The following is a 25,967-nucleotide window of genomic DNA, read 5'->3' as shown; positions in this document are numbered from 1 at the left end:
ATGGCAGAAATTCAGTTATTGGATCAGAAGACAATCGACAATATTGCGGCCGGGGAAGTGATCGAGAGGCCGGCTTCCGTGGTCAAGGAGCTGGTGGAAAATGCCATCGATGCAAAAGCCACAGCGGTTACCGTTGAGATCAGAGACGGCGGCATGACTCTTATGAGGGTGACGGACAACGGGTGCGGTATTCCGAAAGAGGAAGTGAGGACAGCGTTTCTGCGCCACGCGACGAGCAAGATACGCACCGTGGAGGACCTGGTATCCGTCTCATCCCTGGGATTCCGCGGAGAGGCACTCTCAAGCATCAGCGCGGTCGGACAGGTGGAAGTCATCACCAAAACCGCGGGGGCTTTTTCCGGAGTTTCTTATAAGATTTTTGGCGGAGAAGAACAGGGACTTGATGAGATCGGCGCTCCGGACGGGACGACATTTCTTGTGCGCAATCTGTTTTACAATACGCCGGCCAGACGGAAATTTCTGAAAAGTCCGGTGACCGAGGCGGGATACGTAGAACAGATTATGGTGCATATGGCATTGAGCCACCCGGATATTGCGTTTAAATTTATTCATAACAGCAAGAATAAGATGTATACGTCGGGAAATGGAAATGTAAAAGATATCATTTACCATTTATATGGCAGAGATGTGGCGGGAGCTCTCCTGCCGATTTCGTTAAAGGGGCCGACGGTCAGTGTGGACGGGTATGTGGGAAAACCATTTATCTCCCGCGGGAACCGGAATTATGAGAGTTATTTTATAAACGGCAGGTATATTAAGAGCAAAATTATCTATAAAGCCATTGAGGATGGGTATAAAACGTTCACCATGGCCCACAAGTATCCGTTCGTATGCCTGAACATAGAAGTGGAGCCGGAACTTCTGGACGTCAATGTACATCCGACAAAGATGGAGATCCGTTTCCGCAACGAAAAAGAACTGTATGAGCTTTTGGCGTCGGGCATTAAGGAGACGCTGTCTCACAGAGAGATGATACCGAAAGCAGAGCTCGGAAAGCAGAAGAAAGAAGCAAAGCCTGTGCTTCCGGAAAAAATGCCGGAGCCCTTTGAACAGGTGAGAAGAGAAGAGCGTCACGAGGAGAAAGCAGCAGAATATACTGCTCCCGAAATTCCGGCCGGACCACAGGGGACTCTGAAGAAATATGCTGCGAAACCAGAGGCAAAGAAGTCTGTTTTTGCCGGAGTCAATTATAGAAACGATGACGGGAAAGAAGATTTACAGCAGATGACACTCAATGAAACCTCTCTTCTGGATGAGGAGGCAAAGCCGGACCGGAAAGTGATTGGACAGCTTTTTAAGACTTACTGGCTGATCGAGTACGAAGACCAGCTGTTTATCATGGACCAGCATGCGGCACATGAGAAAGTGAATTATGAAAAGCTCATGAAGAGCTTCAGAGAAAAAAAGATTTACAGCCAGGGAGTGGAGCCGCCCTACGTGGTAACGCTGTCTATGGCAGAGGCAAAAGTGCTCGAAGAGACAAAAGACATCTTTCAGGAACTCGGATTTACGATCGAGGCGTTCGGAGGCAATGAGTTCTGTATCCGGCAGGTGCCCGCAAATTTATACGGCCTGAAAGAGAAAGAACTGTTTATGGAGCTTTTGGACTCTCTCACCGCGGATGGGGTGAAAAAAGATCCGGAGATGATCACGGATAAGATCGCTTCCATGGCATGCAAAATGTCGGCGAAAGGAAACCAGAGAATGTCTCTTCCGGAGGTGAGAAATCTTTTAGACCTACTGATGGAGTGTGAAAATCCGTATACATGTCCCCATGGGCGGCCGACGATGATCAAGATGAGCAAGTATGAAATAGAGAAAAAATTCAAGAGAATAATATGAGTTTTTTATCACTATTGTTGGTTTGCAGGGAAAGGATGGGATTATGAACGATCAAGATTTGCTGGCTCTGGCGAAACGGGCCCGGGAGTTTGCTTATGCGCCCTATTCCGGGTTTTTGGTTGGCGCGGCTCTTTTGTGTAAGGACGGGACCGTCTTTACCGGGTGTAATGTGGAGAATGCCTCTTACGGCGCGGCGATTTGTGCGGAGCGCAATGCCGTGAGTACAGCCGTGGCTGCGGGATACAGGGAGTTTGAATCCATCGCCATTGCGGCAGAGGGAGACGGATGTGTTTATCCGTGCGGCATTTGTCTGCAGGTGCTGAACGAATTTTCGAAGGATCTGCGGGTGATCTGTCAGGACGGAGATGACTTCCGGAGTTTCCCACTGAAAGAACTTCTGCCGAAAGGATTTGACAGCCTATGAAGCCGATGATCATATTGACCGGGCCCACGGCAGCGGGGAAGACAGAGCTGTCCATCAAACTGGCAGAGGCAGTCGGCGGAGAGATCATTTCCGCCGATTCCATGCAGGTCTACAAAAAAATGAACATTGGGACTGCAAAGATCATGCCGGAGGAGATGGATGGAATCCCGCATTATCTGGTAGATGAATTGGAACCGGATGAGGAGTTTCATGTAGTCCGGTTTCAGCAGATGGCGAAACGGGCGGCAGAGAAGATTTATGAAAAAGGGAAGATTCCAATCGTCGTCGGCGGAACCGGTTTTTATATTCAGGCTCTTTTATATGATATAGATTTTTCAGAAGAGGATGCAGACCGGGGATACAGAGACAGACTGAAGAAGCTGGCAGAGGAAAAAGGAAATGGATATCTCCACCGGATGCTTGCGGAAGTTGACCCGGAATCCGCACAGGCTGTCCATGAAAATAACATAAAAAGGGTGATCCGGGCATTGGAGTTTTACGAAAAGACGGGAACCAAGATTTCCATGCACAATGAACAGGAGAGAACCAAGGAATCCCGTTATAATTTTGTCTATTTTGTCCTGACTCATGAGCGGAAGATTCTGTATGACAGAATCAACCAGCGGGTTGACCGGATGATAGAGGCAGGGCTGATCGATGAGGTCAGACAGCTTGCCTGTGAGGGGTATACAAAAGACATGGTATCCATGCAGGGGATCGGTTATAAAGAAGTTTTTGATTATCTGGAGGGGAAACAGGACCTTGCAGAGACCGCAGAGCGCATCAAAAAAGATACGAGGCACTTTGCAAAGCGGCAGCTCACGTGGTTTCGTCGGGAAAAGGAAGTCACGATGATCAACAGGCAGGATTACCGAATGGAAGATGAAATTCTGGCATTTATGCTGGAAAAAATCAGAGAGAAAGGCATATGGGATGGATCAGTTAAAAGAATACTATAAAGAACTAGGTGTGTCCGGAGAAGTATATGACTATGCAAAGAACATTGAGTCATCGCTTTCCGAGAGATTTGCAGAATTTGATGCAGTGGCAGAATTTAATCAGCTGAAAGTGCTGAAGGCTATGAAGAAGAACCGCATTTCAGAGGCACATCTCGGAGGAACCACGGGATACGGATATGATGATATCGGGAGAGAGGCGATCGAGGGAGTTTACGCGGATATCTTTCAAACTGAGGATGCCCTGGTACGCCCGCAGATTACCTGCGGCACCCACGCTTTAGGACTGGCACTGAGCGCAAATTTAAGACCGGGCGATGAAGTCATGTCTCCGGTCGGAAAGCCTTATGACACATTGGAAGAAGTGATCGGCATACGGCCTTCCAAAGGCTCTCTGGCTGAGTATGGAATCACCTATGCCCAGGCGGACCTGAAGCAGGACGGCTCTTTTGACTATGATGCCATAAAAAAAGCCATAAACGAAAGGACGAAACTGGTCACGATCCAGAGGTCCAAAGGCTATGCCACCCGGCCGACACTTTCTGTCGGGAGGATCGGGGAACTGATCTCATTCGTAAAGGATATAAAGCCGTCAGTCATTGTCATGGTGGACAACTGCTATGGAGAATTTGTCGAGGAGACAGAGCCGTCCCAGGCAGGAGCAGACTTAGTCGTTGGCTCGCTCATCAAAAATCCGGGAGGAGGGCTGGCACCGATCGGAGGTTATATCTGCGGAAAGAAGGAGTTGATCGAGCAGTGTGCATACAGACTGACGACACCCGGACTCGGAAAAGAAGTTGGGGCATCTCTGGGAGTCAACCGCCAGTTCCTGCAGGGATTGTTTCTCGCGCCCACAGTGGTGAACAGCGCCCTGAAAGGAGCCGTATTTGCGGCCAACCTGTATGAAAGTCTCGGGTTTAAAGTGGTCCCTGACGGAAAGGAGAGCCGTCACGACATCATTCAGGCGGTAGAGTTCAATGACCCTGAAAAGCTGAAAGCTTTCTGTCAGGGAATCCAGGCGGCTTCTCCGGTGGACAGCTATGTAACTCCGGAGCCGTGGGATATGCCGGGCTATGACAGCCAGGTCATTATGGCAGCAGGGGCATTTGTCTCAGGCTCCTCCATCGAACTCAGTGCAGACGGCCCGATGAAGCCTCCGTATGCAGCCTATTTCCAGGGGGGACTTACCTATCCCCATGCCAAGTACGGGATTACAATGTCTCTTCAGCGGATGGCGGAAAAAGGGCTTGTGCGGCTGTGATGTCGGATGCCGGTTTTTTGTGTCGGGGGAATAAGAAAAACTTAAGGAAACCGTCATAGTTCCTGGGTATACAAGAAAAAGATCTTATGGTAAGATTTATTAATGAGAAATGTTTTTTTGCGTATTCCTTTGAGGAAAGGAATCTATGGAAAAGAGACATTACACAATCAAAGAGCTTCCGGAGTCTGAGCGCCCTTATGAAAAATGCGAGCGGCTGGGACCGGAGGCGCTGACAGATGCGGAGCTTTTAGCTGCCGTTTTAAGAAGCGGTGCGAAGGACAAAAGAGCCACGGCTCTGGCTGTGGAGATCTTAGGCCTGCATCCATATTATGAGGGGCTTCTGGGTATCTGTCATGTTACAATGAATGAACTGATGAGGATCAGAGGCATCGGCAGGGTAAAGGCAGTACAGATTCTTTGTATTGCAGAGCTTTCCATGAGGCTGTCCTCTCAGAAAGTACATAAGAAGATCAGTTTTCATACTCCAAAGTCCATTGCGGATTATTATATGGAAAAAATGCGTCACTTGAACAGGGAAGAAATGATTTTAATTCTTTTTAATGGGAAGAATAAAGTCATCAAAGAACTGAAGGTATCCGTAGGTACGGTCAATCAGACAGTGGCGTCACCCAGGGAAGTATTCCTGGAAGCATTGAAGTATGAAGCGGTCTATTTAATTTTGCTGCACAATCACCCTTCCGGGGACCCCACTCCCAGCAGGCAGGATGTATCTGTCACGAAACGGATAAAAGAAGCAGGAGAACTGCTCGGCATTTATCTGTCCGACCATATCATCATCGGAGACCGTTCTTACGTAAGTTTTAAAGAACAACAATTACTATAGCCCGATGGGCGGTATGGAATGGAGTGCTTATGAAGAAGGGACTGATTGGAATCGAGCTGGGCTCTAAGAATCTGAGAATCTATTCGAAAGAAAAAGACCAGATTCTAAGGCTTAAAAATGTCATTGCCCTGACAGAAGATTCGGAGACAGCAGCGGTAGGAAACGAAGCGTTTTCAATGTATGAGAAAGAGCCGCATCAGATACAGATTATTACACCGATGGTCCACGGGGTGATCGGCGATTATACGAATATGCGCAGGCTTCTTGCCCAGATCCTCAGACGTTATCTGAGGAAGTTAAAAAAATATGAATTTTACATGGCTGTGCCGTCAGATATCACCGGTGTGGAACGCAGAGCATTTTATGATTTGATGCTTGAGTCATTCCGGTCGGTAAAAGAGGTCAGGCTATGTCCAAAACCGATGGCGGATGCAGTTGGACTGGGCATTGATGTAGGGGCTCCCTGCGGCAACATGGTGATCAATATGGGAGCCGATACGACCGAGATCTCTGTAATCTCCCTCGGGGGCATCGTGAGAAGCCGCCTGGTAAAGCAGGGAGGCAGTCAGATCGACCAGTGGATGATCTCAAAGCTAAAGAGAAACCACAATATTGAGATCGGGATGAAGAGCGCGGAGCGGTTAAAGCTTTTGTATGCCAGAAGGGAAGAAGAAGGGAAACCTGCCTATGTAAAAGGCAGAGACCTTGTCAGCGGGCTGCCAAAGAAGATCCAGGTTCCGGGAGATCTGGCTGAAGAAAAGGTAAGAAGTTATGTCAACGACATTATTATCGAAGCCAAAGCCATGCTGGAAGTGATTCCTCCGGAACTGGCATCGGATATCATGGTGGAGGGCATTTATCTGTCAGGGGGAAGTTCCTCCTTTCAAAAGATTCCGGAGTGGATGGAGGATGCCATCGGCATTCATATCCGCACCGGGGAACAGCCGGAGGAGAGTGTTGTCCGCGGCTTGAAGACGATGATGAACAAAGATTACAAATACCAGTGAGGAAAGTGAAATGAAATTTCAGAAGAAAAATATGCGTTCGAGGCATTACCTGTTCATTTTTGCAGGGGTGTGCTTTTTGTTAATCGGGATCAGTGTTTTTGCAGGGGGTGTGCTGTCTCCGGTCAAAGCATTGGCCACAGGAATTTTAAGTCCTATGCAGAAAGGGATTAATTCCATCGGGAACGGTATTTTTTCCTGGAATGAAAATATTAAAACCAAAGAACAGCTGAAAGAAGATAACAAAGTCCTTCAGGAGAAGATCGATTCCCTGAAGATGCAGAACCGGATTCTGTCTCAGGATCAGGTAGAGCTTGAGCGTCTTCAGGATCTTTTGAAGCTCAAAGCAAAATATAAAAAATACAGTACGGTCGGGGCCAGAGTCATCAGCAAGGGTTCCGGCAACTGGTTTGAAATCTTTGCCATCGACAAAGGCAGCAAAGACGGCATTAAGAAAAACATGAATGTGATTGCAGACAATGGGCTGGTAGGCATCGTATACGATGTGTCTGATCATTATGCAAAGGTGCGGACGATCATCAATGATACCAGCATGGTCAGCGCCATGTTTTTGAAGACAAAGGATTCCTGCATCGTCAGGGGAAGTCTGAGCACGATGTCTGACGGCTACCTGGAAGTCGTATATATTGATAAGAACGCAAAGGTCAAAGAAGGCGATGAGCTGGTGACCTCATATTTGAGTTCTAAATTTGTGGAAGGAATCTCCATTGGTAAAGTATCCGATATCAAGCTGGATTCCACAAAGCTTACAAAGACCGCAAAGGTCACACCGATCGTGGATTTCAAGCACTTAAAGGAAGTCCTTGTGATCACGGACCTGAAAGAAAATGTTAATCTGGATGAAAAGACAAAAGAATAGGCAGGTGGGATGATGAGACTGAAACGGACTTTATTTTATATTCTATCTGTAATCTTTTGTTTCCTTCTGCAGACATCGGTGTTTCAGTTTTTAAAACTTGCCGATGTCATGCCGAACGTTCTGCTGATCCTGACGGTGACCCTGGGACTGATCAGGGGAAAGAAAGCAGGGATCGGCATCGGATTTTCCTGCGGTCTGCTGATCGATATATTTTTCGGTGACGTTCTCGGGCAGTATGCCCTTCTTTATCTGCTCATCGGCTATATCAACGGATGTTTCAACTCTTTTTTTTATGAAGACGACGTCCTTCTGCCGTTCGGGCTTTTAGTCATCAATACCCTGGCTTACAGCTTTGCGATCTTTTTCTTTTTCTTTGCACTGAGAGGAAGATTTGCATTTTTCAGTTACTTAAAAGATATTATGATACCGGAAGCGGTCTATACGGGGCTGATCGCGCTGCCTCTGTATAAACTTCTTCTGTTCATCGACGTACGCATCAGTGATTCAGAAAAAAGGAGCATGTTCTAGTGTTTAGAAAGTTACAAAACCGGGTTGAAAAATTATTGGCAAACAGGCTTCTGGCAATGGCTGTTTTATTTGCAGTTCTCTTTCTTGTACTGGTCTGCCGGCTGTTTGTCATTCAGATCGTTCAGGGGCAGTCACATAAAGAAGACTTCACCTACAAAGTAGAAAAGACCGTCAAGACTTCCGGTACGAGAGGAAATATCTATGACTGCAACGGAAAACTTCTGGCATATAACAAAATGGTTTATACGGTCAATTTTCAGAATGACAATAAGTTTAAAACGCTGGCTCAGGAAAATAAGACTTCTGAGAACTATGAAAAAAATAAGGTGATTTATGAAGTGATCAAGATCCTGGAAAAAAACAAAGATTCCTTCAAGAGCGATATTCCGATCGAGATCACAGGAAACGGCACATTCCGCTTTACGGAGAAAGGCTCCAGACTGGAACGGTTCAAGAGGGAAGCATTCGGCATCGGGACAGATACGAAGGGGCTTTCCAAGGAACGTTTAAAGCTCCGTCAGCAGCAGCTGAATGCCAGTGCGGAGGAAGTGTTTGAGTACTTAAGAAACGGGACTATGGGAAGTCCCGGGGTCGGGAAAATGTTTGACATCGATGAGAAGTATTCAGACAAAGATGCTTTAAAGATCATGTCTGTCCGATACAGCGCCTACTTAAGCCGCTATTCTCAGTATATGAAGGTGACCTTTGCCACGGAGGTGAGCAGCAGGAGTATCGCGGAGATCGAAGAACGCTCCAATGAGCTTACGGGCATCGACGTGAGCACCAAGTCCATCCGGGTTTATAAAAACAGTGAAGCCATGTCTCATGTGATCGGTTATACCGGTACCATCAATACCGAGGAGCTTGATGACTATAATAAAGGAAAAAAGGAAAGCGACAAAGATTATTATGCGATGGACGATGCGGTCGGAAAGGCAGGCATTGAAAAAGAGCTGGAGTCTTATCTGCACGGCAGCAGCGGCAGCCAGAGCATGATCGTTAACAATATAGGAAAGATCGTAAAAACGACTAAGACAGAAAAGGCAGGAACAGGAAATAACGTAGTCCTGTCGATCGACAGCGATCTTCAGGAATATGCATATAACTTGCTGGAGAGAAGAATCACAGGCATCGTTCTGTCTAAACTCACCACCTCTGATTCCAAGGGTGACAGAAGCAATATAAGGATTCCGATCAAAGATGTCTACTATTCACTGATTGGAAACAGTATTGTAGACATCACGGACCTGAACGGAGAGCGTGCAAATTCTTACGAAAAGAGCATGTATAAAAAGATTCAGAGCCTCAAAAAGGACAGTATTAAAACGATTCGGAAGAATCTTACGGGCAGTACAAAGGCTTACAAAGACGAGAGTGAGGAAAAGCAGAATTATGCTGACTATGTGTATAAGATGCTTTCCAGGAAAAAAGTTCTCTTAACCGGCTCTATTGACACGAAGGACAAGACATATCTCAGATGGAAAGATGAAAAGATCGGCCTGGGTGAGTTCCTCAAATATGCCATCAATAAAGAATGGATCGATATTTCCATGCTGGATCTGCCGTCCAAATACAGTGATACAGAACAGATCTTTGACGCGCTTGTGTCCTATGTGGAAGAACAGCTTGAAAAGGATGATGAATTTGATCTGACGGTTTGCGAACAGAAGATCGGAACCGGTGAACTCAGCGGAAGGTCTGTTTGTCTACTTTTGTACGAGCAGGGGGTACTGAATAAGAAAAAAGACGCAGGGACCTATCAGAGCCTGAAGAGCGGTTCCCTGGATGCCTACTCCTTTATACGCCAGAAGCTTTCAAAAAGAGAGATTACACCGGCCCAGCTCGGACTGGATCCATGTTCCGGCTCCATTGTGATCACAGATCCCGACACGGGAAAAGTGAAAGCCATGGTCAGCTATCCGGGATATGACAGCAATAAGCTGTCCAACGGAATCGACAACGACTACTACCGGCAGCTGGCCAATTCCACGGCGACGCCTCTTTACAATCAGGTGCTGAACCACAGAACGGCTCCGGGGTCCACTTTCAAGCCTTTGTCTGCGATCACCGCCCTGAATGAGGGAACAATTTCCACTGGCACTCAGATACAGTGTACCGGCGTGTTTGACAAGATCAGTCCTGCGGCCCACTGCTGGATTTATCCCAACGGAAAGCACGGCTACAATAATGTGGCCGGGGCATTAGAAGTCTCTTGTAATTGCTTCTTTTATGAGGTAGGATATGACTTAGGCATGACAGGGTCATCATACAGCAGCAAGAAAGGCCTGGAGGCTTTGAAAAAATATGCGACCAAGGTAGGACTGAATAAAAAGTCCGGCATAGAGCTGAGCGAGATGGCTCCGCATATTTCAGATGAGACCTCTGTGCGTTCTGCCATCGGACAGGGAACAAACAGCTTCACGCCGAGCCAGATTTCCAACTACGTGACGACGCTGTCAAATAAGGGAACTGTCTACGACCTGAGTATCTTAGATAAAGTTACCACATCGGGCGGAAAGACAGTGAAAAAATACGGTGTCAAGAAGAAGAGCAAACTCACGCTGAATGATGACTCTTACTGGGATGCGGTCTGGTCCGGCATGCGCAGGGTTGTTTCCGGAAAGAAAGGCGCTGTGACCAGTATATTTAAAGGGCTCAATGTGAAAGTGGCGGGCAAGACAGGAACCGCCCAGGAAGATAAGAAACGGCCGAATCATGCGCTGTTCATATCTTTCGGTCCCTATGAGGATCCTGAGATCACGGTCACCGCGGTCATCCCTTATGGATATACGTCATCCAATGCGGCAGCCGCGGCGAAGGATGTCTATAAGTATTATTTTGCAAATGATAAAGAGAAGGCGAAATTAAGGAAGGACAAGAAAGTAATTTCTGCGGCCGGTTCAGTATCCGATTAAGAGAGGTGAATATATATGAAAGAACCAGTATTGTTAAAGGGAAACAATTTTGGTTTGACGATTGTCCTGGATGACAAGATAGAATTTGAAGAACTGCTTACCATTATTGCGAAAAAGTTTGTGGAGGCCGCAAAGTTCTTCAACACCAAGACCCAGGTTGTGTTAAAGATCGAAGGAAGGGTGTTGAGTGTGGAGGAAACCGAACGGGTTCTGGAGACAATCTCAGAAAACAGCTCCCTTTCTATTGCTTATGTAATGGAAGGGGACCAGGTTTTGGAAACGAAATTTAAAAAGGTGATCGAAGAACGGTCAATCAGGCTGAAAGAGTCCCAGAACGAATCCCGGTTAAAAAGCGGAGGAGTCTCCTTCGGACAATTTTATCAGGGGACTTTGAGATCCGGACAGAGTCTGGAATCCGATGCCAGTGTGGTAGTCATCGGGGATGTGAATCCCGGAGCCACCGTGAAGGCAAAAGGCAATATCGTCGTACTGGGATGTGTAAAAGGCTATGTGTTTGCAGGAGTGGACGGGAATGACAAAGCTTTCATCGCTGCCCTGGAGATGAAGCCGATGCAGATTCGGATCGGCAGTTATATTGCGAGATCATCCGATCAGGAATCTGCAAAGAAGCGGCTGTTTGGAAAAAAAGCAAAGCAGGGTGACGAGGAAGCCAAGATTGCATTTGTAGAGGATGAAAATATTTACATAGAACCTATATCAAAATCACTTCTGAATGAAATTACAGCTTAAAACAATGGAGGAAGAAAACAATGAGTGAAGTAATCGTAATCACATCAGGAAAAGGCGGCGTTGGGAAAACAACCACGACGGCCAACGTAGGAACCGGTCTGGCAAAAGAAGGGAAAAAGGTTGTACTGATCGACACGGACATCGGACTCAGGAATCTGGATGTGGTCATGGGGCTGGAAAACAGGATTGTCTATAATCTTGTCGATGTGGTAGAGGGAAACTGCAGGATCAAACAGGCGATGATCAAGGACAAAAAATATCCTGATCTTTATCTTCTGCCTTCTGCACAGACAAGGGATAAATCTTCTGTGAGTCCAGAGCAGATGAAAAAAGTTGTGGATGAGCTGAAAGAAGAGTTTGACTATATCCTTCTGGACTGCCCCGCAGGGATTGAACAGGGATTCCAGAATGCCATCGCAGGAGCAGACCGTGCACTGATCGTGACGACCCCGGAGGTATCTGCGATCCGTGATGCAGACCGGATTATAGGGCTTTTGGAGGCAAATGAGATACATAAGATCGACCTGGTCATCAACAGGATCCGTATGGATATGGTAAAAAGAGGGGACATGCTTTCCAAGGATGATGTGCTGGATATCCTGGCTATTGAGCTGATCGGAGTTGTGCCGGATGATGAGAACATTGTCGTCTCCACAAACCAGGGAGAACCTCTTGTGGGCAGTGACAGTATAGCAGGAAAGGCTTATACAAATATCTGTAAGAGAGTTATGGGACAAGAAGTACCGTTTTTGGATTTGGATACCAAATCATTCTTCGAGAAACTTGCCGGTATCTTCAAAAAATAGGGAAGGGGTAGAAGAATGGGTTTGTTTGACAGCTTTTTTAAAAAGAAAAATTCGGCGGATGAAGCCAAAGACCGGTTAAAGCTCCTGCTTGTTTCTGACCGTTCCAATTGCTCTCCGGAAACGATGGAACTGATTAAAAATGACATTATCAAAGTGATTTCAAAATATATGGAGATCGATGCCCAGGGACTGGACATCCAGATCACCCAAAACGACGAGGAACACACAGGACCGGCTCTGTTTGCGAATATCCCGATCCGGGAAATGAAAAAGAAAAAATAGACATGGAGTGATAAAATGCTTAGAAACTACCGACTGCAAAACTACAATATAAAGCTGGTTCTCAATGTATTGGTGCTGGCCACATTAGGAATTATTTTTATCCACAGCGCAAATCCGTCTTTTGTGATGAAACAGGGCTTGGGTCTGATCCTTTGTTTTGCTGTCATGGCAGTAGTTTCACTGATCGATTATCAGACGTGGCTTCGGAGTTCCAATCTGCTCTATATCATCAATCTTTTGCTGCTGATCGGCGTTAAGCTGTTCGGAAAAGACGTAAACGGGGCAAAGCGCTGGTTTTCACTGGGCCCCCTGGGTACGCTTCAGCCGTCAGAACTCAGCAAGATCGTGATGATCATAGTCATCGCAGATTTCGTAGTCCGCCATGAGGATGATCTGAACGAACCGAAAGTATTGGGCAAACTTGCGCTTTTATGTGCACCGCCGCTGTATCTGATTTTAAAACAGCCCAATCTGTCCACGACACTGGATATCGTTTTTATCATTCTTGCCATCGTCTTTGTGGGAGGATTAAGCTCAAAGCTGATCCTTAGAGTTTTGATCATAGGGATTCCCCTTTTTGCAGTGTTTATATGGTATGTCCAGACACCGGGACAGATTCTTTTAGAGTCTCATCAGGTAGCGCGGATTATGTCCTTTTTAAACCCGGCAGCCTATGCGGATTCTACGGCACTCCAGACAGCCAATTCTGTCATGGCCATCGGGTCCGGCGGTTTGTTCGGGAAGGGATTCGGGTCGAATACGATCTCGGATGTCTCCGCCAGCGATGTAAATCTGGTCTCAGAACGCCAGACAGACTTTATATTTTCTGTGGTGGGAGAAGAGTTCGGATTTTTAGGATGTCTTGTTGTGATCGGACTCCTGGTTCTTTTAGTAGCCCAGTGCCTGAATGTGGCCCGGAAAGCCGATAATGGAGCAGCCAAAATGGTAGCTGTGGGCGTGTCTGCCTATATGGGATTCCAGTCTTTTATCAACATTGGAGTCGCCACGGGAACTCTGCCCAATACAGGACTTCCGCTGCCGTTTATCAGCTATGGCCTGAGTTCACTCTTGTCGGCATCCATTGCCATCGGCCTGCTGCTGAATATCTATCTTCAACGCAAAAAATATTAGGAGGAACCTTTATGAATGTAGGATTAGTTGCGCACGATGCGAAAAAAATGCTGATGCAGAACCTCTGCATTGCTTATCAGGATATTTTGAGGCGGCATACGCTGTACGCCACAGCCACCACGGGAAAGGTGATTGAGGAAGTGACAAACTTAACGATTCACAAGCTTCAGGTGGGACATTTCGGCGGCATGCATCAGATCGGAGCGCTGATCGAAAACAATGAAATGGATCTTCTGATCTTTCTGCAGGATCCGGACAACAAGCAGAGGACACAGGGCTTCTATGACGTACTGAACCTTTGTGACAAACATAACATCCCATGTGCCACCAATCTGCCGACGGCAGAGGCTCTGATCATGGCCCTGGACCGGGGGGATCTGGACTGGAGAGAGATGTATACTCAATAGGCTGTCACATGGCAGTCTTTCTTTTCATTTCTCAGGGCATTTACTTGAAATCAGGAGGACAGAATGAAAAAACGAATTTTATGTATATGTATGACGGCAGTACTGCTCATTTCTCTGACCGGGTGCAGCGCGGCGGATACACTGACGCAGCTTTCCGTTACTTATGAAAAACATCTGGAGAAGAATCAGGATGAGCTTAGGACGGAGACTCTGGGGGATAACTGGAAGTCGAAAGGAGCCTATGTAGGCGTTATATCCAGGGAGGATGCCGATACAGAGCAGTATTCCGGAGTGAAAGAAGCGCTGCTCGTCAACAATACGACAAATCAGGTGGTCGCTGCGCAGAAGGTATTTGACAAGGCCTACCCTGCGAGTATTACAAAAATCATGACGGCCCTTCTGGTGTTGGAAAACTGCAGGCTCGACGATGTTGTAACCATTGATAAAGATATCACCTTCGATGACCCGGCAGCGGTGAGCCTGCATCTGAAAAAAGGTGACAAGATCACAGTAGAAGCCCTTTTAAACGGACTGATCGTCATGTCGGCCAATGATACTGCCATCGCTCTCGGAAGAAAGGTTGCAGGCAGTGACAAAAAGTTTGTGGCAATGATGAATAAACGGGCTCGTGAACTTGGAGCTACCAATACAAATTTTGAGAATCCAAACGGCCTGCATTTGAAGAATCATTATACGACTGCGTATGACCTGTACCTGATCTTCCAGGAACTGGTGAAACATAATGAATTTTTATCCATTGCAGGAAAGGCGAGCAGTTATATAGAATATACAAACCAAAAAAACAAACTCCAGGCATTTGATATGGCAGCGACCAATCAGTACCTGCTGGGCAATTATAATCTTCCTCACAAAGTGTTTATGCTGGGAGGAAAGACGGGGACGACAACAGAAGCAGGTTCCTGTCTGATCATTCTCACAAAAAACGAGGAGGGTGAAGAATTCATTTCTGTCATTTTAAAAGCTTCCAGCAAACAAACTCTATATCACACGATGACAGAAGTATTGAAAAAGGAAAATTAAGAAGATGGAACTCTACAACACTTACTCGGCACATTTGAAAAAGAGATTCGGGGAGAAAGTATATAAGCTCCCGGTCAATCTTCCTGTGACCTGTCCGAACCGGATGGAAGGCAGAGGCTGCAGTTTCTGTGCCGGAGTCGGGACCGGCTTTGAAGCCATGTCTGAAACAGTGCCTGTAAAGGATCAGCTGAACAGGACAAAAGCTTATATCGGCAAACGGTATGGGGCAAAAAAGTTTTTAGCCTATTTTCAGAATTACACGAATACATTTCTGCCTATTGGGGAATTTCGTAACTATGTGCTGGAAGCACTGGAGGAAGAAGATATTGTGGGAATTTCAATATCCACAAGACCTGACTGTATCCGAAAAGATTATCTGGAGTTTTTAAATGAGATACAACAGGAGCGGGGAGCCGCCGTGACCATAGAATTTGGACTTCAGACGGTCAATTACCATACATTGAAGAAAATGAACAGGGGCCATACTCTGGCAGAGTATTTAAATGCGGTTCTCCTCACGGCCCCCTTCGGGTTTGAGATCTGTACCCATGTCATTCTAAATCTGCCCGGAGACACAGTAGAAGATGCAGTGGAGACAGCCAGGGTGATTTCTGCCCTGCCCGTGTCTGTGGTCAAGGCCCATTCTCTTTATATTCCGAAGAACTCCGTATTGTATGAAGAATACAGGGATGGTAAAATATCATTATGCACAAAAGAAGAATATATCAACCGGCTGGCAGAGTTTGTGGCAGAACTTAGAAAAGATATTGTCATCGAGAGGCTTTTCAGCAGAGTACCCGAGGAAGATGCCGTATTTTCAAACTGGGGTGTCAGCTGGTGGAAATTAAAGGATCTGTTTGAGGAAACGATGAAACAAAAAGGATATGTCCAGGGATGCAGATGTAATTATTTAGACGGGGCAGCTTTGAGGCGCTGGAGGATATAGATGGCTAGGAAAAAATCGAGATGGAATATTGGGACTGTTGTTTTTCTTGTCCTGCTGATCTATGTTCTGATCAACGTAATGATCTTCATAGGCAAGGAAAAGCTGACAGTTTATAAAGTGACAGAAGATAAAATTTCATCGACATATTCCCTCACCGGAATCGCCCTGAGGAACGAGAAACTTTTGAAGGCCGAAGACGACGGTTATATTACATATTATACGGAAGAGGGGAAAAGGGTCAAAAAGTCCGGCATGCTTTATGTTTTGGACAAGAACGGAAAGGTCCAGAAAGAGTTTGCCAATCAGGTGGAAGAAATGAAGGGAAGAGGAGATATTCAGGAGAATACCAGGATCAAAAGCCGGCTTTCCGAGTTTAAATCTATCTACTCCGACAAAGATTTTGAAGATGTCTATGACTTGAAATATGATCTGAAAAATGCTGTGCTGGGCATCAATGAAAAATCTCTGAAGAAGGTCATGGAACAGGTCAAAGAACAGGTCGGGGATGCGTCGTTTTCTACCAGAAGGAGCAGTATCAGCGGCATTGCAAGCTTCTATTCGGACTCCTTCGACGGCAGGGAGGCAGGCCAGATAAAAGCGAGTGATTTTGAGAGAGAAAATTACAGGGTTACAAAACTGAATTCTACAGACAAAGTGAAAAAAGGGGACACCGTATGCAGGGTGACGAAGAGTGAAAAATGGACACTGGCGGTCCTTCTTGATAAGGAGCAGTATACCAGCCTAAAAGGCAGAAAGACTGTAACCGTGAAATTTGTGGATGATCAGATGAAAGCAGAGGCCGGCGTTGAGACCGAAAAAAAAGAAGACGGCTATTTTGCCTATCTGTCTCTGGATCAATATCTGATCCGCTACATCGGAGAACGGTATGTAGATATCGATCTGCTCCTGGATACGTATCAGGGACTTAAAATTCCGGATTCTGCGATCGTCTCAAAACAGTTTTATCAGGTTCCGGTCAAGTATATTACAAAAGGTAATAACGGAGCCGGCGAGGGGTTCAGTGTCAGAACCACGTCCAAGGACGGAAATGTCAAGGTGGAACAAAAAGAATTTAAGATTTATAAAAAGACAAAGAATTACTGTTATCTTGATCCGGAAGAGGTGGAGGAAGGCACTACCTTTGAGGCAATGGATGCCGGTGACCGCTTTACGGTAGGAGAAAAGAAGAGACTGAAAGGAGTCTACTGCACGAATCAGGGCTATGCTGATTTCCGTCCGGTACAGGTTATTGTAAATAAAGACGGCTATACCATAGTAGAGACAGATACGTTAAATGGCATCCGGCTGTATGATTTTGTCGTTCTCGACAGCAAAGCGATCAAAGAAAACCAAATCATATATTAAAGTTAGGAAGTGTGTGATATGTTAATCGACCAGTACAAATTAGTGAAAGAAAATGTAAAGGCTGCCTGTGAAAAGGCGGGGAGAGATCCAAAAGAGGTGACTGTGATCGCGGTCAGCAAGACAAAACCTCTGTCTATGATCGAGGAGCTGATGGACTGCGGGGTCATGGATTTCGGGGAAAACAAGGTCCAGGAAATCATGAAGAAATATGAGGAGATCAAGTCTCCGGTGCGCTGGCATATGATCGGCCATTTTCAGACAAATAAAGTAAAATATATAGTGGATAAGGTGGCGCTGGTCCACTCTGTGGATTCTGTAAAGCTGGCACGGCAGATCAGCAAAGAAGCCTTAAAGCATAAGATTCAGGTGCCGGTGCTGATCCAGGTGAACCTGGCAAGGGAAGAGACAAAATCCGGCTTTATGGAAGAAGAGCTCTTCGGTGCGCTGGAAGAAATTTCTAGGCTTCCGGGGGTTTTGGTGCAGGGACTCATGCAGATCGCACCATTCGTGGAAAATCCAGAAAATAACCGGGTATATTTCAGAAGGATGCGGCAATTATTTGTTGACATCAAAGAGAAAAACTTTGATAATATAGCTATGAACATCCTTTCCATGGGTATGACGAATGATTATCAGGTTGCGGTGGAAGAAGGCTCTACCATGGTGCGGGTAGGAACAGGTATTTTTGGGGAAAGAGACTACAACAAATAGTGGAGGATAAAGAGCATGGGTGCAGTGGATAAGCTGTTGAATTTTATGAAGCTTACGGAAGATGAAGAATATGATGAGTACGACGAATACGAAGAGGAGGAAGAAGAACCGGATACAGAACGGCGCTCATTCTTCCGGAAAAAAGATACGGTCAGAGAAGAGTCAAATGTGATTGAACCGATCACATACACGAGCAGAGAGACGAAAGATCCAAAACCCCGCCGCTTCGGCTCCGGGAAAGTGGTATCCATGAACGGTCACGGTGTAGAAGTTTACGTGATTAAGCCACAGGATTTTGCAGAGGCCCAGACGGCGGCAGATCTTCTGAAAGAAGGCAAGACAGTTGTCATCAATCTGGAAGGAGTTGAACTCACGGTTGCCCAGAGAAGCATCGACTTTGTGGGCGGAGCGACCTATGCGATTGACGGCTCCCTTCAGGCTGTTTCCAACAATATTTTTATTGCGGCACCGGACAGCATCGAGGTCAATGGAGATTTGAGAAGTGAGATCATGAATGAAAATATTATCTCACCTCAGTTAAAATAAGCCATGGACGAGCAGCTGTTTAAAAAGCGACTGGAGGAATTGGCTCAGACTGCATTTATGAATTCAGTGTATACCCATACACCGTTTCTGTCGGAGAGGGAACAGAGCCTCTTTCATGAGATGAGACAGGAACTTTCTTTTGCAGACGCATCACTTTATGGCGGCCATGAAGATTATGACCGCTGTATTGTTGTGTTCGGCTCAAAAGAGATGTTTGGATATGAAGGTGAGATTCCATTGGCGTGTGCCAAAATCTCGCCTCTTTTTAAGAAGTTTGCAGAAACGCTCACCCACAGGGATTACCTCGGTGCTCTCATGAATCTGGGGATCGAGAGAAACCAGATCGGCGATATTTTAATTTCGGACGGGGAGGCTTATGTTTTCTGTTTCAGACATATGGCTGAATTCCTGTGCCGGGAACTTACAAAGGTCAGGAATACACAGGTGGAAACCGTCGGTGTAGATTTTAAGGAAATTCATTACTGGCAGGAATATAGTACAAAAGATGGATTTGTGTCTTCACCAAGGCTGGATGCTCTTGTGGGGCTGGCTTTCGGGCTCTCGAGGAGCAAGGCTCTTTCTTTATTTCAGAGTCAGAAAGTATTCATCCGCGGGAAAATGGAGACAAGGAACAGTTACCAGGCAAAACCAGAAGACGTTATATCTGTCCGGGGATTCGGCAAATTCCGGTTTCAGGAACTGGGAAGAGAGACGAAGAAGGGCAGGTTTCACGTAAAGCTGCAAATTTATAAATAGGAGGATGCACATGATTACACCAATCGAGTTATTAGGTAAGGAACTGAAAAGAGGATTTGGCTATAAAGCTATTGAAGTCGATGAATTTCTGGAGGAAGTGGCCAGAGATTACGAGAAAGTCTACAAAGAAAATAACGAACTGAAAGAGAGAGTCTCAGCCCTTACAGAGAATCTCGACCATTACCGTGTCATCGAAGAGTCATTGAAAAAGGCACTGGTGCTTGCGGAGGAAACTTCCAAGGAGACGATCGCAAATGCCGATAAGGCGGCCAAAGCCATGGAAGAGCAGGCTGAGATGGAAGCCAGGGAGATCTTAGAAAAGGCCAGAAGAGAAGCCGAGGATTTTGCAAGGCAGGCGAGAGAGGCATTTGATAAAGAAAACCAGGAAAAGCTGGAAGAGATCGCTTCTCTGGAAAAACAGATCAACAAACTGACCGGGGATTATGTGTCATACAAATCCAGAATGATGCAGTTTATCAACGGGCAGCTGGATTATCTGAAAAATCCCGTATATGATCTGGAGATCACAAAGAAATCAAAAAAAGAAGAGACAGAGGCAGCGGCTGCTGAGGAGCCTGAATATGATGGAAGAGAGTAAGCTTAGCGTCAGGGAACAGGGGAAAAAAATATACGATATCTATTTCAGGGACTCTTTTGATGACCTGACAGAGGCACTCTCTGAGGCCGGACTGTTAAACAGAAAAGTGTGCATTGTGACAGAGAGCAATGTGGCGCCGCTCTATTTAAAAGAGTTGTATGACTTGCTAAACCCTGTCTGTACGAAAGTGACCACATTCAGCTTCAGTGCCGGAGAAGCCCACAAGCAGTTAAAGACCGTGGAACATTTATATGAGCAGCTGATCCGGAATCATTTTGACCGGAAGGACCTGATTGTGGCTCTGGGCGGCGGTGTGGCGGGAGACATGGCCGGGTTTGCCGCAGCGACTTATTTAAGAGGGATCGATTTCATTCAGATTCCGACGACTCTGCTTTCCCAGGTGGACAGCAGCATTGGCGGAAAGACCGGCGTGGATTTTATCCAGTATAAAAATATGATCGGAGCTTTTCACCAGCCGAAGCTTGTATATATTAATGTAAATACGCTGAAGAGTCTTCCGGACCGGGAGTATGTTTCCGGAATGGCAGAAGTGATCAAACATGGTCTGATCAAAGATCAGGCTTATTACTGCTGGATCAGAGACCATAAAGATCAGATCCTCTCGAAAGATCCGGATACAATGCTTGAGATGATCCGAAAAAGCTGTGATATCAAACGGCAGGTTGTGGAGGCAGATCCGAAAGAGCAGGGAGAGCGTGCTCTGTTAAACTTCGGACATACGCTGGGGCATGCAGTGGAGACACTGATGGATTTTTCACTGCTCCACGGAGAGTGTGTGGCGATCGGGTGCCGTCTCGCCCTGAAGATCTCCAGAAACCGCGGTATGATTTCTGAAAAAGAAACAGAGGAAATATGTGCGCTGTTTGATGCCTTTTCCCTGGATCAAAGGTTTGACAGGCTGACGCCGGAACGGATCATTGAGACAACAAAATCCGACAAGAAGATGGCAGGCGGACATATCCGTTTTATCCTTTTAAAAAGGATCGGGGAGGCCTGTATTGACCTCACGGTCAGCGACGAAGAAATGATGGAAGTATTAGAGGAAGAGCTGAGATGAAGCAGATAAAAGTGTTTGCCGCGATCGCAATTTTTCTGGCCGCAGACCAGATTTCAAAGGCAGCGGCGGTGATGTCCCTGAAAGGGAGAGAAGGAATTTCAATCCTGAAAGATATATTTGAACTTCAGTACGTGGAAAACAGGGGTGCGGCTTTTGGAATTCTTCAAAACCAGCAATGGCTGTTTTTTGTTATCACAGTGCTTGCTGTGGCACTGCTTACATTTGCTTATTCTAAGCTTCCGGATGAGAAAAAATACCGTCCGCTCCGCTTTTGCTATGTTTTTTTATGTGCCGGAGCCGTCGGCAATCTTATAGACAGAATTTTCAGGGGATATGTGGTGGACTTTTTCTACTTTAAGCCGATCAATTTCCCTGTGTTCAACGTAGCTGATATCTATGTGACAGTATCTATGGCAGTACTGTTTTTTCTCATTCTTGTTTATTATAAAGAAGACGATTTTGCATTTTTGGAAAAAAGGAAACAGGGCTGATGGAACAAGAGAGACAATTTACAGTTTCGCAGAAAGAGACCGGCAGCAGACTGGATGTCTGTCTGGCCGGAAGGTTCCCTGAATTTACAAGATCCTATTTACAGAAGCTTTGCAAAGATTCAGCGGTGCTGGTAGATGACGCTGAAAAAAAGAGCAATTATAAAGTCCGGGAAGGGGAACGGGTCATTTTGAAGGTTCCGAAGCCGACGGAGCTCTCCATTAAGCCTGAAAAAATGGATCTGGACATTGTCTATGAAGACCGGGACATTATTCTGATCAATAAACCCAAGAACATGGTCGTTCATCCGGCACCTGGCCACTATGAGGGCACTCTGGTCAACGGGCTGATGGAACACTGCAGGGATGAGCTGTCAGGGATCAACGGGGTACTGCGCCCCGGCATCGTCCACAGAATCGATAAGGATACCACAGGAATTCTCATCGTCTGCAAAAACGATATGGCCCACCAGTGTCTGGCAGAACAGCTGAAGGATCATACGATCACAAGGCGATATCACGCCATTGTCTGTCACAACATAAAAGAAGAATCAGGAACAGTGGATGCACCGATCGCAAGGAGCAGGAAAGACCGAAAAAAGATGGCCATAGACCGGGAGGCCGGCAGGAGAGCAGTCACTCATTACCGGGTGCTGGAACGCCTGAAAGAAGGTTTTACCTACATCGAATGCAGACTGGAGACGGGAAGGACCCATCAGATCCGGGTGCATATGGCATCCATCGGACATCCGCTTTTGGGTGATACCGTCTATGGTCCGAAAAAGTCTAAGTATTCCCTTGAAGGGCAGTGTCTTCACGCCAAAGTCCTCGGGTTTACCCATCCGAGGACGAAGGAATACATGGAGTTTGAGGTAGGGCTTCCTGCATACTTTGAAGAACTCTTAAAACGTTTAGGTTAAAGAAAGGAAATCAGCATGGAAATTGGATTTATCGGATGCGGAAACATGGCGAAGGCCATGATTTCGGGAATTCTTGCGGAAGGGACATTTACAAAAGACGAGATGATCGCTTCCGGGCCCTCTGAGGACAAAATGAATCAAATCTCAGAGCAGCTAGGCATAACAACAACGTCAGACAACATAAAAGCGGCGAAGAATTCAAGAATCATTGTTCTGTCCGTGAAACCGCAGATGTATGATAAGGTGATCCGGGAGATTCGGGACGAGGTCGGCAAAGACCAGATCGTTGTCACTATTGCGGCAGGACTTTCTATGGAGACTGTGGAGAGAAGCTTCGGAAAAGAAACAAAAATCATCCGCACCATGCCGAATACACCGGCTCTGGTAGGGGAAGGCATGACCGGCATGTGTATGAATCCATATGTTGAGGAGGAAGAAGCACGGGAAGTCCGGAAGATTTTTGAAAGTTTCGGGAAGGTAGAAATTGTGGATGAAAAGCTCATTGACGCGGTTGTCGGTGTCAGCGGAAGTTCACCGGCCTACGTCTATATGTTTATCGAGGCGCTGGCGGATGCTGCGGTGCTCGGAGGGATACCGAGAGAAAAAGCATATACCTTTGCTGCCCAGGCAGTGCTGGGCAGTGCAAAAATGGTTCTTGAGACAAAGGAACACCCCGGGAAATTAAAAGATGCGGTTTGTTCACCGGCGGGAACTACTATTGAGGCAGTCAGAGTACTGGAGCAAAAAGGACTCAGGAGCGCTGTCATAGAAGCAGCTAATGCAGCTGTGGAAGTGAGCAGAAATATGTAAATGATCCTTTACAGGGGATTTTTTCTGTGATATACTTATCAAGTTGACCGGTACTCAGATTTCGGACATCTCCGACCAAGTCTTAGTATCTGGCGGCTATTTCATATAATTTAAGGAGGAAACAAAATGATTTCATCAGAAAAGAAAAAACAGATCGTTGCAGAATTCGGAAGGGATGCCAATGACACCGGTTCACCGGAAGTGCAGATCGCGATCCTTACAGCAAGGATTGAAGAACTTCAGGAGCATTTTGATATGCACAAGAAGGATCACCATTCCAGAAGAGGTCTGTTAAAGATGGTAGGTAAGAGACGTAATCTTTTAGCATACTTAAAGAATAAGGATGTTGCTAGATACCGTGCGCTGATCGAGAGACTCGGACTGAGAAAATAGCAGAATTATGGGGACAGGAATTCAAATTCCTGTCTTCTTTTTTTCATTCAGTTGTGATACAATAAAAAAGTTGTGAAAGACGTATTCCGAGACTACTAAGGAGTCCACAGACTGTGCTGTGGACCGCTTAGTTGTTTCGGCGTCTTTTAAATATTGTTTTAAGGAGATTAAACATGGTAAAAAAATTTAGTATGGAACTTGCAGGCAGGACTTTGACCGTAGAAGTGGGGCGTGTGGCGGCACAGGCAAACGGTGCGGCATTTATGCACTACGGAGACACCGTTGTCCTCTCGACAGCTACGGCTTCCGATAAACCGAGAGACGGAATTGATTTCTTCCCGCTGAGTGTCGAATATGAAGAGAAACAGTATGCAGTGGGTAAAATTCCGGGAGGATTTTTAAAGAGAGAGGCAAGACCTTCTGAGAATGCGATTCTCACAGACCGTGTAATCGACCGTCCGATGCGTCCTCTGTTTCCGAAAGATTACAGAAACGACGTACTGCTGGACAACCTTGTTATGTCCGTAGACCCGGACTGCAGCCCGGAGCTTACCGCAATGCTCGGTTCAGCTATCGCGACATGCATTTCTGATATTCCTTTCGACGGACCTACCGCATCCACGATGGTCGGATTGATTGACGGAGAGTTTATCATCAATCCGACGGCGGCTCAGAAAGAAGTATCCGAGATGTCACTGACTGTGGCCTCTACGAGAGAAAAAGTTATCATGATTGAGGCTGGCGCCAATGAAGTGCCGGAAGATATAATGATTGAGGCGATCTTTAAAGCACATGAGGTAAATAAAGAGATTATTGCATTCATCGACACGATCGTTGCAGAATGCGGCAAAGAAAAGCATGAATATGAGCATCATGAAATCGATCAGGAGATGTATGAGGATATGGTTTCCTTTATTACACCGGAAGCCATGGAAGAAGCGGTCTTCACCGATGAAAAACAGGTGAGGGAAGAAAATATCCGCGGTATTGAAGATAAATTAGCAGAGCGCTATGCCGACAATGAAGAGTGGCTGTCTCAGATCGGGGAGGCTGTGTATACCTTCCAGAAGAAGACCGTGAGAAAAATGATCTTAAAAGATAAAAAGCGTCCGGACGGAAGGGATATCACGGAGATCCGTCATTTGGCGGCAGAGGTTGACTGTCTGCCGAGAGTCCACGGCTCTGCACTGTTCCAGAGAGGACAGACCCAGGTTATGACCGTGACCACTCTGGGCTCTCTTTCAGAAGCGCAGAGACTGGACGGCATGGATCAGGACGAGACGAGCAAGCGCTACATGCACCACTATAATTTTCCTTCCTATTCCGTAGGAGAGACCAGACCGAGCAGAGGTCCGGGACGAAGAGAGATCGGACATGGAGCGTTGGCAGAACGTGCACTGATACCGGTGCTTCCGACAGAAGAAGAGTTCCCGTATGCGATCCGTACCGTATCTGAGATCATGGAATCCAATGGTTCCACATCCCAGGGAAGCATCTGTGCATCTTCTCTGTCTCTGATGGCAGCAGGTGTGCCGGTCAAAGCGCCGGTAGCCGGTATTTCTGTAGGACTGGTGACAGGAGACAGCGACGATGATTATCTGATCCTCACCGACATCCAGGGTCTGGAAGACTTTTTCGGAGACATGGACTTTAAGGTGGCAGGAACCGATAAGGGAATCACAGCCATCCAGATGGATATCAAGATCCACGGACTTACAGACCAGATTATCCGTGAAGCGATCGCAAGGACAAAAGAAGCGAGAACCTATATTCTTCACGACGTTATGAATCCGGTCATCGGAGAAGCGAGAGACCATGTAGGAAAATATGCGCCTAAGATCTCCCAGTACACCATTGATCCTGAGAAGATTTCCGAAGTCATCGGCAAACAGGGCAAGACGATCAATGCTATTATTGATGAGACCGGCGTGAAAATTGATATTGATGAGTCCGGAAGAGTGGATATCTTAAGTGAAGATCAGGAAATGATTGATAAAGCGATTGGTATTATTAAATCTATCGTGGAACCGCTGAATGTGGGCGATATCTATGAGGGCGAGGTCGTGAGAATCATGCAGTTCGGTGCCTTTGTACAGGTTTCACCGAACAAAGACGGACTGATCCATATTTCCAAACTTGCAAAAGATCGCGTGGAGAAAGTGGAAGATGTGGTCAACATCGGGGACCGCGTAGCCGTCAAAGTACTGGAAATTGACAAGATGGGCAGAATCAACTTAAAACTGGAAGAAAAATTATCATAGGGA

General features: G+C 46.4%; 27 protein-coding genes. All 27 read left to right on the top strand.

Features of this window, described 5'->3' with window-relative positions:
* Complete coding sequence (gene mutL, locus ANCC_RS11040) at positions 1–1,863, top strand: DNA mismatch repair endonuclease MutL (protein ID WP_006565833.1); 1,863 nt, start codon at positions 1–3, stop codon at positions 1,861–1,863.
* 43 nt (positions 1,864–1,906) lie between these two features.
* Entirely contained in the window at positions 1,907–2,287 is a 381-nt protein-coding gene (gene cdd / locus ANCC_RS11035) for a cytidine deaminase (RefSeq protein ID WP_129700777.1), read from the top strand.
* The gene (miaA, locus tag ANCC_RS11030; RefSeq protein WP_006565831.1) at positions 2,284–3,246 is read left to right on the top strand and encodes a tRNA (adenosine(37)-N6)-dimethylallyltransferase MiaA; all 963 of its coding nucleotides are present in this window, start codon (positions 2,284–2,286) and stop codon (positions 3,244–3,246) included. The genes cdd and miaA overlap by 4 nt, the downstream gene beginning before the upstream one ends.
* Complete coding sequence (locus ANCC_RS11025) at positions 3,221–4,504, top strand: methionine gamma-lyase family protein (protein WP_006565830.1); 1,284 nt, start codon at positions 3,221–3,223, stop codon at positions 4,502–4,504. The genes miaA and ANCC_RS11025 overlap by 26 nt, the downstream gene beginning before the upstream one ends.
* Before the next feature lie 145 nt (positions 4,505–4,649).
* Positions 4,650–5,348, top strand: coding sequence for a RadC family protein (radC, locus tag ANCC_RS11020; RefSeq protein ID WP_006565829.1), 699 nt, complete (start codon positions 4,650–4,652; stop codon positions 5,346–5,348).
* A 29-nt stretch (positions 5,349–5,377) separates the two neighbouring features.
* Positions 5,378–6,355, top strand: coding sequence for a rod shape-determining protein (locus ANCC_RS11015; protein WP_006565828.1), 978 nt, complete (start codon positions 5,378–5,380; stop codon positions 6,353–6,355).
* Positions 6,356–6,365: 10 nt separating this feature from the next.
* Positions 6,366–7,232: a rod shape-determining protein MreC gene (gene mreC, locus ANCC_RS11010; RefSeq protein WP_006565827.1), complete on the top strand. Its 867-nt coding sequence runs from the start codon at positions 6,366–6,368 to the stop codon at positions 7,230–7,232.
* A 12-nt stretch (positions 7,233–7,244) separates the two neighbouring features.
* Positions 7,245–7,760, top strand: a complete 516-nt coding sequence (gene mreD / locus ANCC_RS11005; RefSeq protein ID WP_022261000.1) for a rod shape-determining protein MreD — start codon at positions 7,245–7,247, stop codon at positions 7,758–7,760.
* On the top strand, positions 7,760–10,675 hold the full coding sequence (locus ANCC_RS11000; protein ID WP_006565825.1) for a penicillin-binding transpeptidase domain-containing protein: 2,916 nt from the start codon (positions 7,760–7,762) through the stop codon (positions 10,673–10,675). Before mreD ends, ANCC_RS11000 begins: the two co-directional genes overlap by 1 nt.
* 15 nt (positions 10,676–10,690) lie before the next feature.
* Positions 10,691–11,425, top strand: a complete 735-nt coding sequence (gene minC / locus ANCC_RS10995) for a septum site-determining protein MinC (protein ID WP_006565824.1) — start codon at positions 10,691–10,693, stop codon at positions 11,423–11,425.
* 20 nt (positions 11,426–11,445) lie between these two features.
* On the top strand, positions 11,446–12,231 hold the full coding sequence (gene minD, locus ANCC_RS10990) for a septum site-determining protein MinD (RefSeq protein ID WP_006565823.1): 786 nt from the start codon (positions 11,446–11,448) through the stop codon (positions 12,229–12,231).
* A gap of 15 nt (positions 12,232–12,246) precedes the next feature.
* A complete protein-coding gene (minE, locus tag ANCC_RS10985; protein WP_006565822.1) occupies positions 12,247–12,513 on the top strand; it encodes a cell division topological specificity factor MinE in 267 nt (88 codons plus the stop codon).
* Positions 12,514–12,528: 15 nt separating this feature from the next.
* On the top strand, positions 12,529–13,644 hold the full coding sequence (locus ANCC_RS10980) for an FtsW/RodA/SpoVE family cell cycle protein (protein ID WP_006565821.1): 1,116 nt from the start codon (positions 12,529–12,531) through the stop codon (positions 13,642–13,644).
* An 11-nt stretch (positions 13,645–13,655) separates the two neighbouring features.
* Positions 13,656–14,051: a methylglyoxal synthase gene (locus tag ANCC_RS10975; protein WP_006565820.1), complete on the top strand. Its 396-nt coding sequence runs from the start codon at positions 13,656–13,658 to the stop codon at positions 14,049–14,051.
* Between the two features lie 63 nt (positions 14,052–14,114).
* Complete coding sequence (locus ANCC_RS10970) at positions 14,115–15,092, top strand: D-alanyl-D-alanine carboxypeptidase family protein (protein ID WP_233441523.1); 978 nt, start codon at positions 14,115–14,117, stop codon at positions 15,090–15,092.
* A gap of 4 nt (positions 15,093–15,096) precedes the next feature.
* A complete protein-coding gene (gene mnmL / locus ANCC_RS10965) occupies positions 15,097–16,038 on the top strand; it encodes a tRNA modification radical SAM protein MnmL/YtqA (RefSeq protein ID WP_006565818.1) in 942 nt (313 codons plus the stop codon).
* Positions 16,039–17,403, top strand: a complete 1,365-nt coding sequence (locus tag ANCC_RS10960) for a biotin/lipoyl attachment domain-containing protein (RefSeq protein WP_006565817.1) — start codon at positions 16,039–16,041, stop codon at positions 17,401–17,403. It begins immediately after the preceding gene.
* Positions 17,404–17,421: 18 nt separating this feature from the next.
* On the top strand, positions 17,422–18,114 hold the full coding sequence (locus ANCC_RS10955; RefSeq protein ID WP_006565816.1) for a YggS family pyridoxal phosphate-dependent enzyme: 693 nt from the start codon (positions 17,422–17,424) through the stop codon (positions 18,112–18,114).
* Positions 18,115–18,129: 15 nt separating this feature from the next.
* The gene (locus ANCC_RS10950; RefSeq protein ID WP_006565815.1) at positions 18,130–18,660 is read left to right on the top strand and encodes a cell division protein SepF; all 531 of its coding nucleotides are present in this window, start codon (positions 18,130–18,132) and stop codon (positions 18,658–18,660) included.
* 3 nt (positions 18,661–18,663) lie between these two features.
* Positions 18,664–19,416: a YlmH family RNA-binding protein gene (locus ANCC_RS10945; protein WP_006565814.1), complete on the top strand. Its 753-nt coding sequence runs from the start codon at positions 18,664–18,666 to the stop codon at positions 19,414–19,416.
* Positions 19,417–19,426: 10 nt separating this feature from the next.
* The gene (locus ANCC_RS10940) at positions 19,427–20,014 is read left to right on the top strand and encodes a DivIVA domain-containing protein (RefSeq protein ID WP_039946186.1); all 588 of its coding nucleotides are present in this window, start codon (positions 19,427–19,429) and stop codon (positions 20,012–20,014) included.
* Entirely contained in the window at positions 20,001–21,092 is a 1,092-nt protein-coding gene (gene aroB / locus ANCC_RS10935) for a 3-dehydroquinate synthase (protein ID WP_039946216.1), read from the top strand. The genes ANCC_RS10940 and aroB overlap by 14 nt, the downstream gene beginning before the upstream one ends.
* Positions 21,089–21,583, top strand: coding sequence for a signal peptidase II (gene lspA, locus ANCC_RS10930; protein ID WP_006565811.1), 495 nt, complete (start codon positions 21,089–21,091; stop codon positions 21,581–21,583). Before aroB ends, lspA begins: the two co-directional genes overlap by 4 nt.
* On the top strand, positions 21,583–22,500 hold the full coding sequence (locus ANCC_RS10925) for an RluA family pseudouridine synthase (RefSeq protein WP_006565810.1): 918 nt from the start codon (positions 21,583–21,585) through the stop codon (positions 22,498–22,500). The genes lspA and ANCC_RS10925 overlap by 1 nt, the downstream gene beginning before the upstream one ends.
* 15 nt (positions 22,501–22,515) lie before the next feature.
* Positions 22,516–23,310: a pyrroline-5-carboxylate reductase gene (gene proC, locus ANCC_RS10920; RefSeq protein ID WP_006565809.1), complete on the top strand. Its 795-nt coding sequence runs from the start codon at positions 22,516–22,518 to the stop codon at positions 23,308–23,310.
* A gap of 126 nt (positions 23,311–23,436) precedes the next feature.
* Positions 23,437–23,703 (top strand): 30S ribosomal protein S15, encoded by a 267-nt coding sequence (gene rpsO, locus ANCC_RS10915; RefSeq protein ID WP_006565808.1) that lies wholly within the window; start codon positions 23,437–23,439, stop codon positions 23,701–23,703.
* A 173-nt stretch (positions 23,704–23,876) separates the two neighbouring features.
* Entirely contained in the window at positions 23,877–25,964 is a 2,088-nt protein-coding gene (locus tag ANCC_RS10910; protein WP_009290523.1) for a polyribonucleotide nucleotidyltransferase, read from the top strand.
* Positions 25,965–25,967 lie beyond the last annotated feature (3 nt).

Source organism: Anaerostipes caccae L1-92 (assembly GCF_014467075.1).
GTDB lineage: Bacteria > Bacillota > Clostridia > Lachnospirales > Lachnospiraceae > Anaerostipes > Anaerostipes caccae.
Note: the sequence above shows the minus strand (reverse complement) of the source record. Positions and strands in the feature narration are given on the sequence as shown.

Bases quoted from the DNA above. Each gene is read 5' to 3' on its own strand.
- ANCC_RS10925 (WP_006565810.1), top strand. From the start codon at position 21,583: ATGGAACAAGAGAGACAATTTACAGTTTCGCAGAAAGAGACCGGCAGC.
- ANCC_RS10970 (WP_233441523.1), top strand. From the start codon at position 14,115: ATGAAAAAACGAATTTTATGTATATGTATGACGGCAGTACTGCTCATT.
- ANCC_RS10910 (WP_009290523.1), top strand. From the start codon at position 23,877: ATGGTAAAAAAATTTAGTATGGAACTTGCAGGCAGGACTTTGACCGTA.
- aroB (WP_039946216.1), top strand. From the start codon at position 20,001: ATGGAAGAGAGTAAGCTTAGCGTCAGGGAACAGGGGAAAAAAATATAC.
- rpsO (WP_006565808.1), top strand. From the start codon at position 23,437: ATGATTTCATCAGAAAAGAAAAAACAGATCGTTGCAGAATTCGGAAGG.
- ANCC_RS11025 (WP_006565830.1), top strand. From the start codon at position 3,221: ATGGATCAGTTAAAAGAATACTATAAAGAACTAGGTGTGTCCGGAGAA.
- ANCC_RS10945 (WP_006565814.1), top strand. From the start codon at position 18,664: ATGGACGAGCAGCTGTTTAAAAAGCGACTGGAGGAATTGGCTCAGACT.
- radC (WP_006565829.1), top strand. From the start codon at position 4,650: ATGGAAAAGAGACATTACACAATCAAAGAGCTTCCGGAGTCTGAGCGC.
- ANCC_RS10975 (WP_006565820.1), top strand. From the start codon at position 13,656: ATGAATGTAGGATTAGTTGCGCACGATGCGAAAAAAATGCTGATGCAG.
- mreC (WP_006565827.1), top strand. From the start codon at position 6,366: ATGAAATTTCAGAAGAAAAATATGCGTTCGAGGCATTACCTGTTCATT.
- ANCC_RS10940 (WP_039946186.1), top strand. From the start codon at position 19,427: ATGATTACACCAATCGAGTTATTAGGTAAGGAACTGAAAAGAGGATTT.
- ANCC_RS10955 (WP_006565816.1), top strand. From the start codon at position 17,422: ATGTTAATCGACCAGTACAAATTAGTGAAAGAAAATGTAAAGGCTGCC.
- mutL (WP_006565833.1), top strand. From the start codon at position 1: ATGGCAGAAATTCAGTTATTGGATCAGAAGACAATCGACAATATTGCG.
- minE (WP_006565822.1), top strand. From the start codon at position 12,247: ATGGGTTTGTTTGACAGCTTTTTTAAAAAGAAAAATTCGGCGGATGAA.
- ANCC_RS10960 (WP_006565817.1), top strand. From the start codon at position 16,039: ATGGCTAGGAAAAAATCGAGATGGAATATTGGGACTGTTGTTTTTCTT.
- ANCC_RS11015 (WP_006565828.1), top strand. From the start codon at position 5,378: ATGAAGAAGGGACTGATTGGAATCGAGCTGGGCTCTAAGAATCTGAGA.
- ANCC_RS10980 (WP_006565821.1), top strand. From the start codon at position 12,529: ATGCTTAGAAACTACCGACTGCAAAACTACAATATAAAGCTGGTTCTC.
- minC (WP_006565824.1), top strand. From the start codon at position 10,691: ATGAAAGAACCAGTATTGTTAAAGGGAAACAATTTTGGTTTGACGATT.
- miaA (WP_006565831.1), top strand. From the start codon at position 2,284: ATGAAGCCGATGATCATATTGACCGGGCCCACGGCAGCGGGGAAGACA.
- lspA (WP_006565811.1), top strand. From the start codon at position 21,089: ATGAAGCAGATAAAAGTGTTTGCCGCGATCGCAATTTTTCTGGCCGCA.
- cdd (WP_129700777.1), top strand. From the start codon at position 1,907: ATGAACGATCAAGATTTGCTGGCTCTGGCGAAACGGGCCCGGGAGTTT.
- ANCC_RS10950 (WP_006565815.1), top strand. From the start codon at position 18,130: ATGGGTGCAGTGGATAAGCTGTTGAATTTTATGAAGCTTACGGAAGAT.
- mnmL (WP_006565818.1), top strand. From the start codon at position 15,097: ATGGAACTCTACAACACTTACTCGGCACATTTGAAAAAGAGATTCGGG.
- proC (WP_006565809.1), top strand. From the start codon at position 22,516: ATGGAAATTGGATTTATCGGATGCGGAAACATGGCGAAGGCCATGATT.
- minD (WP_006565823.1), top strand. From the start codon at position 11,446: ATGAGTGAAGTAATCGTAATCACATCAGGAAAAGGCGGCGTTGGGAAA.
- mreD (WP_022261000.1), top strand. From the start codon at position 7,245: ATGAGACTGAAACGGACTTTATTTTATATTCTATCTGTAATCTTTTGT.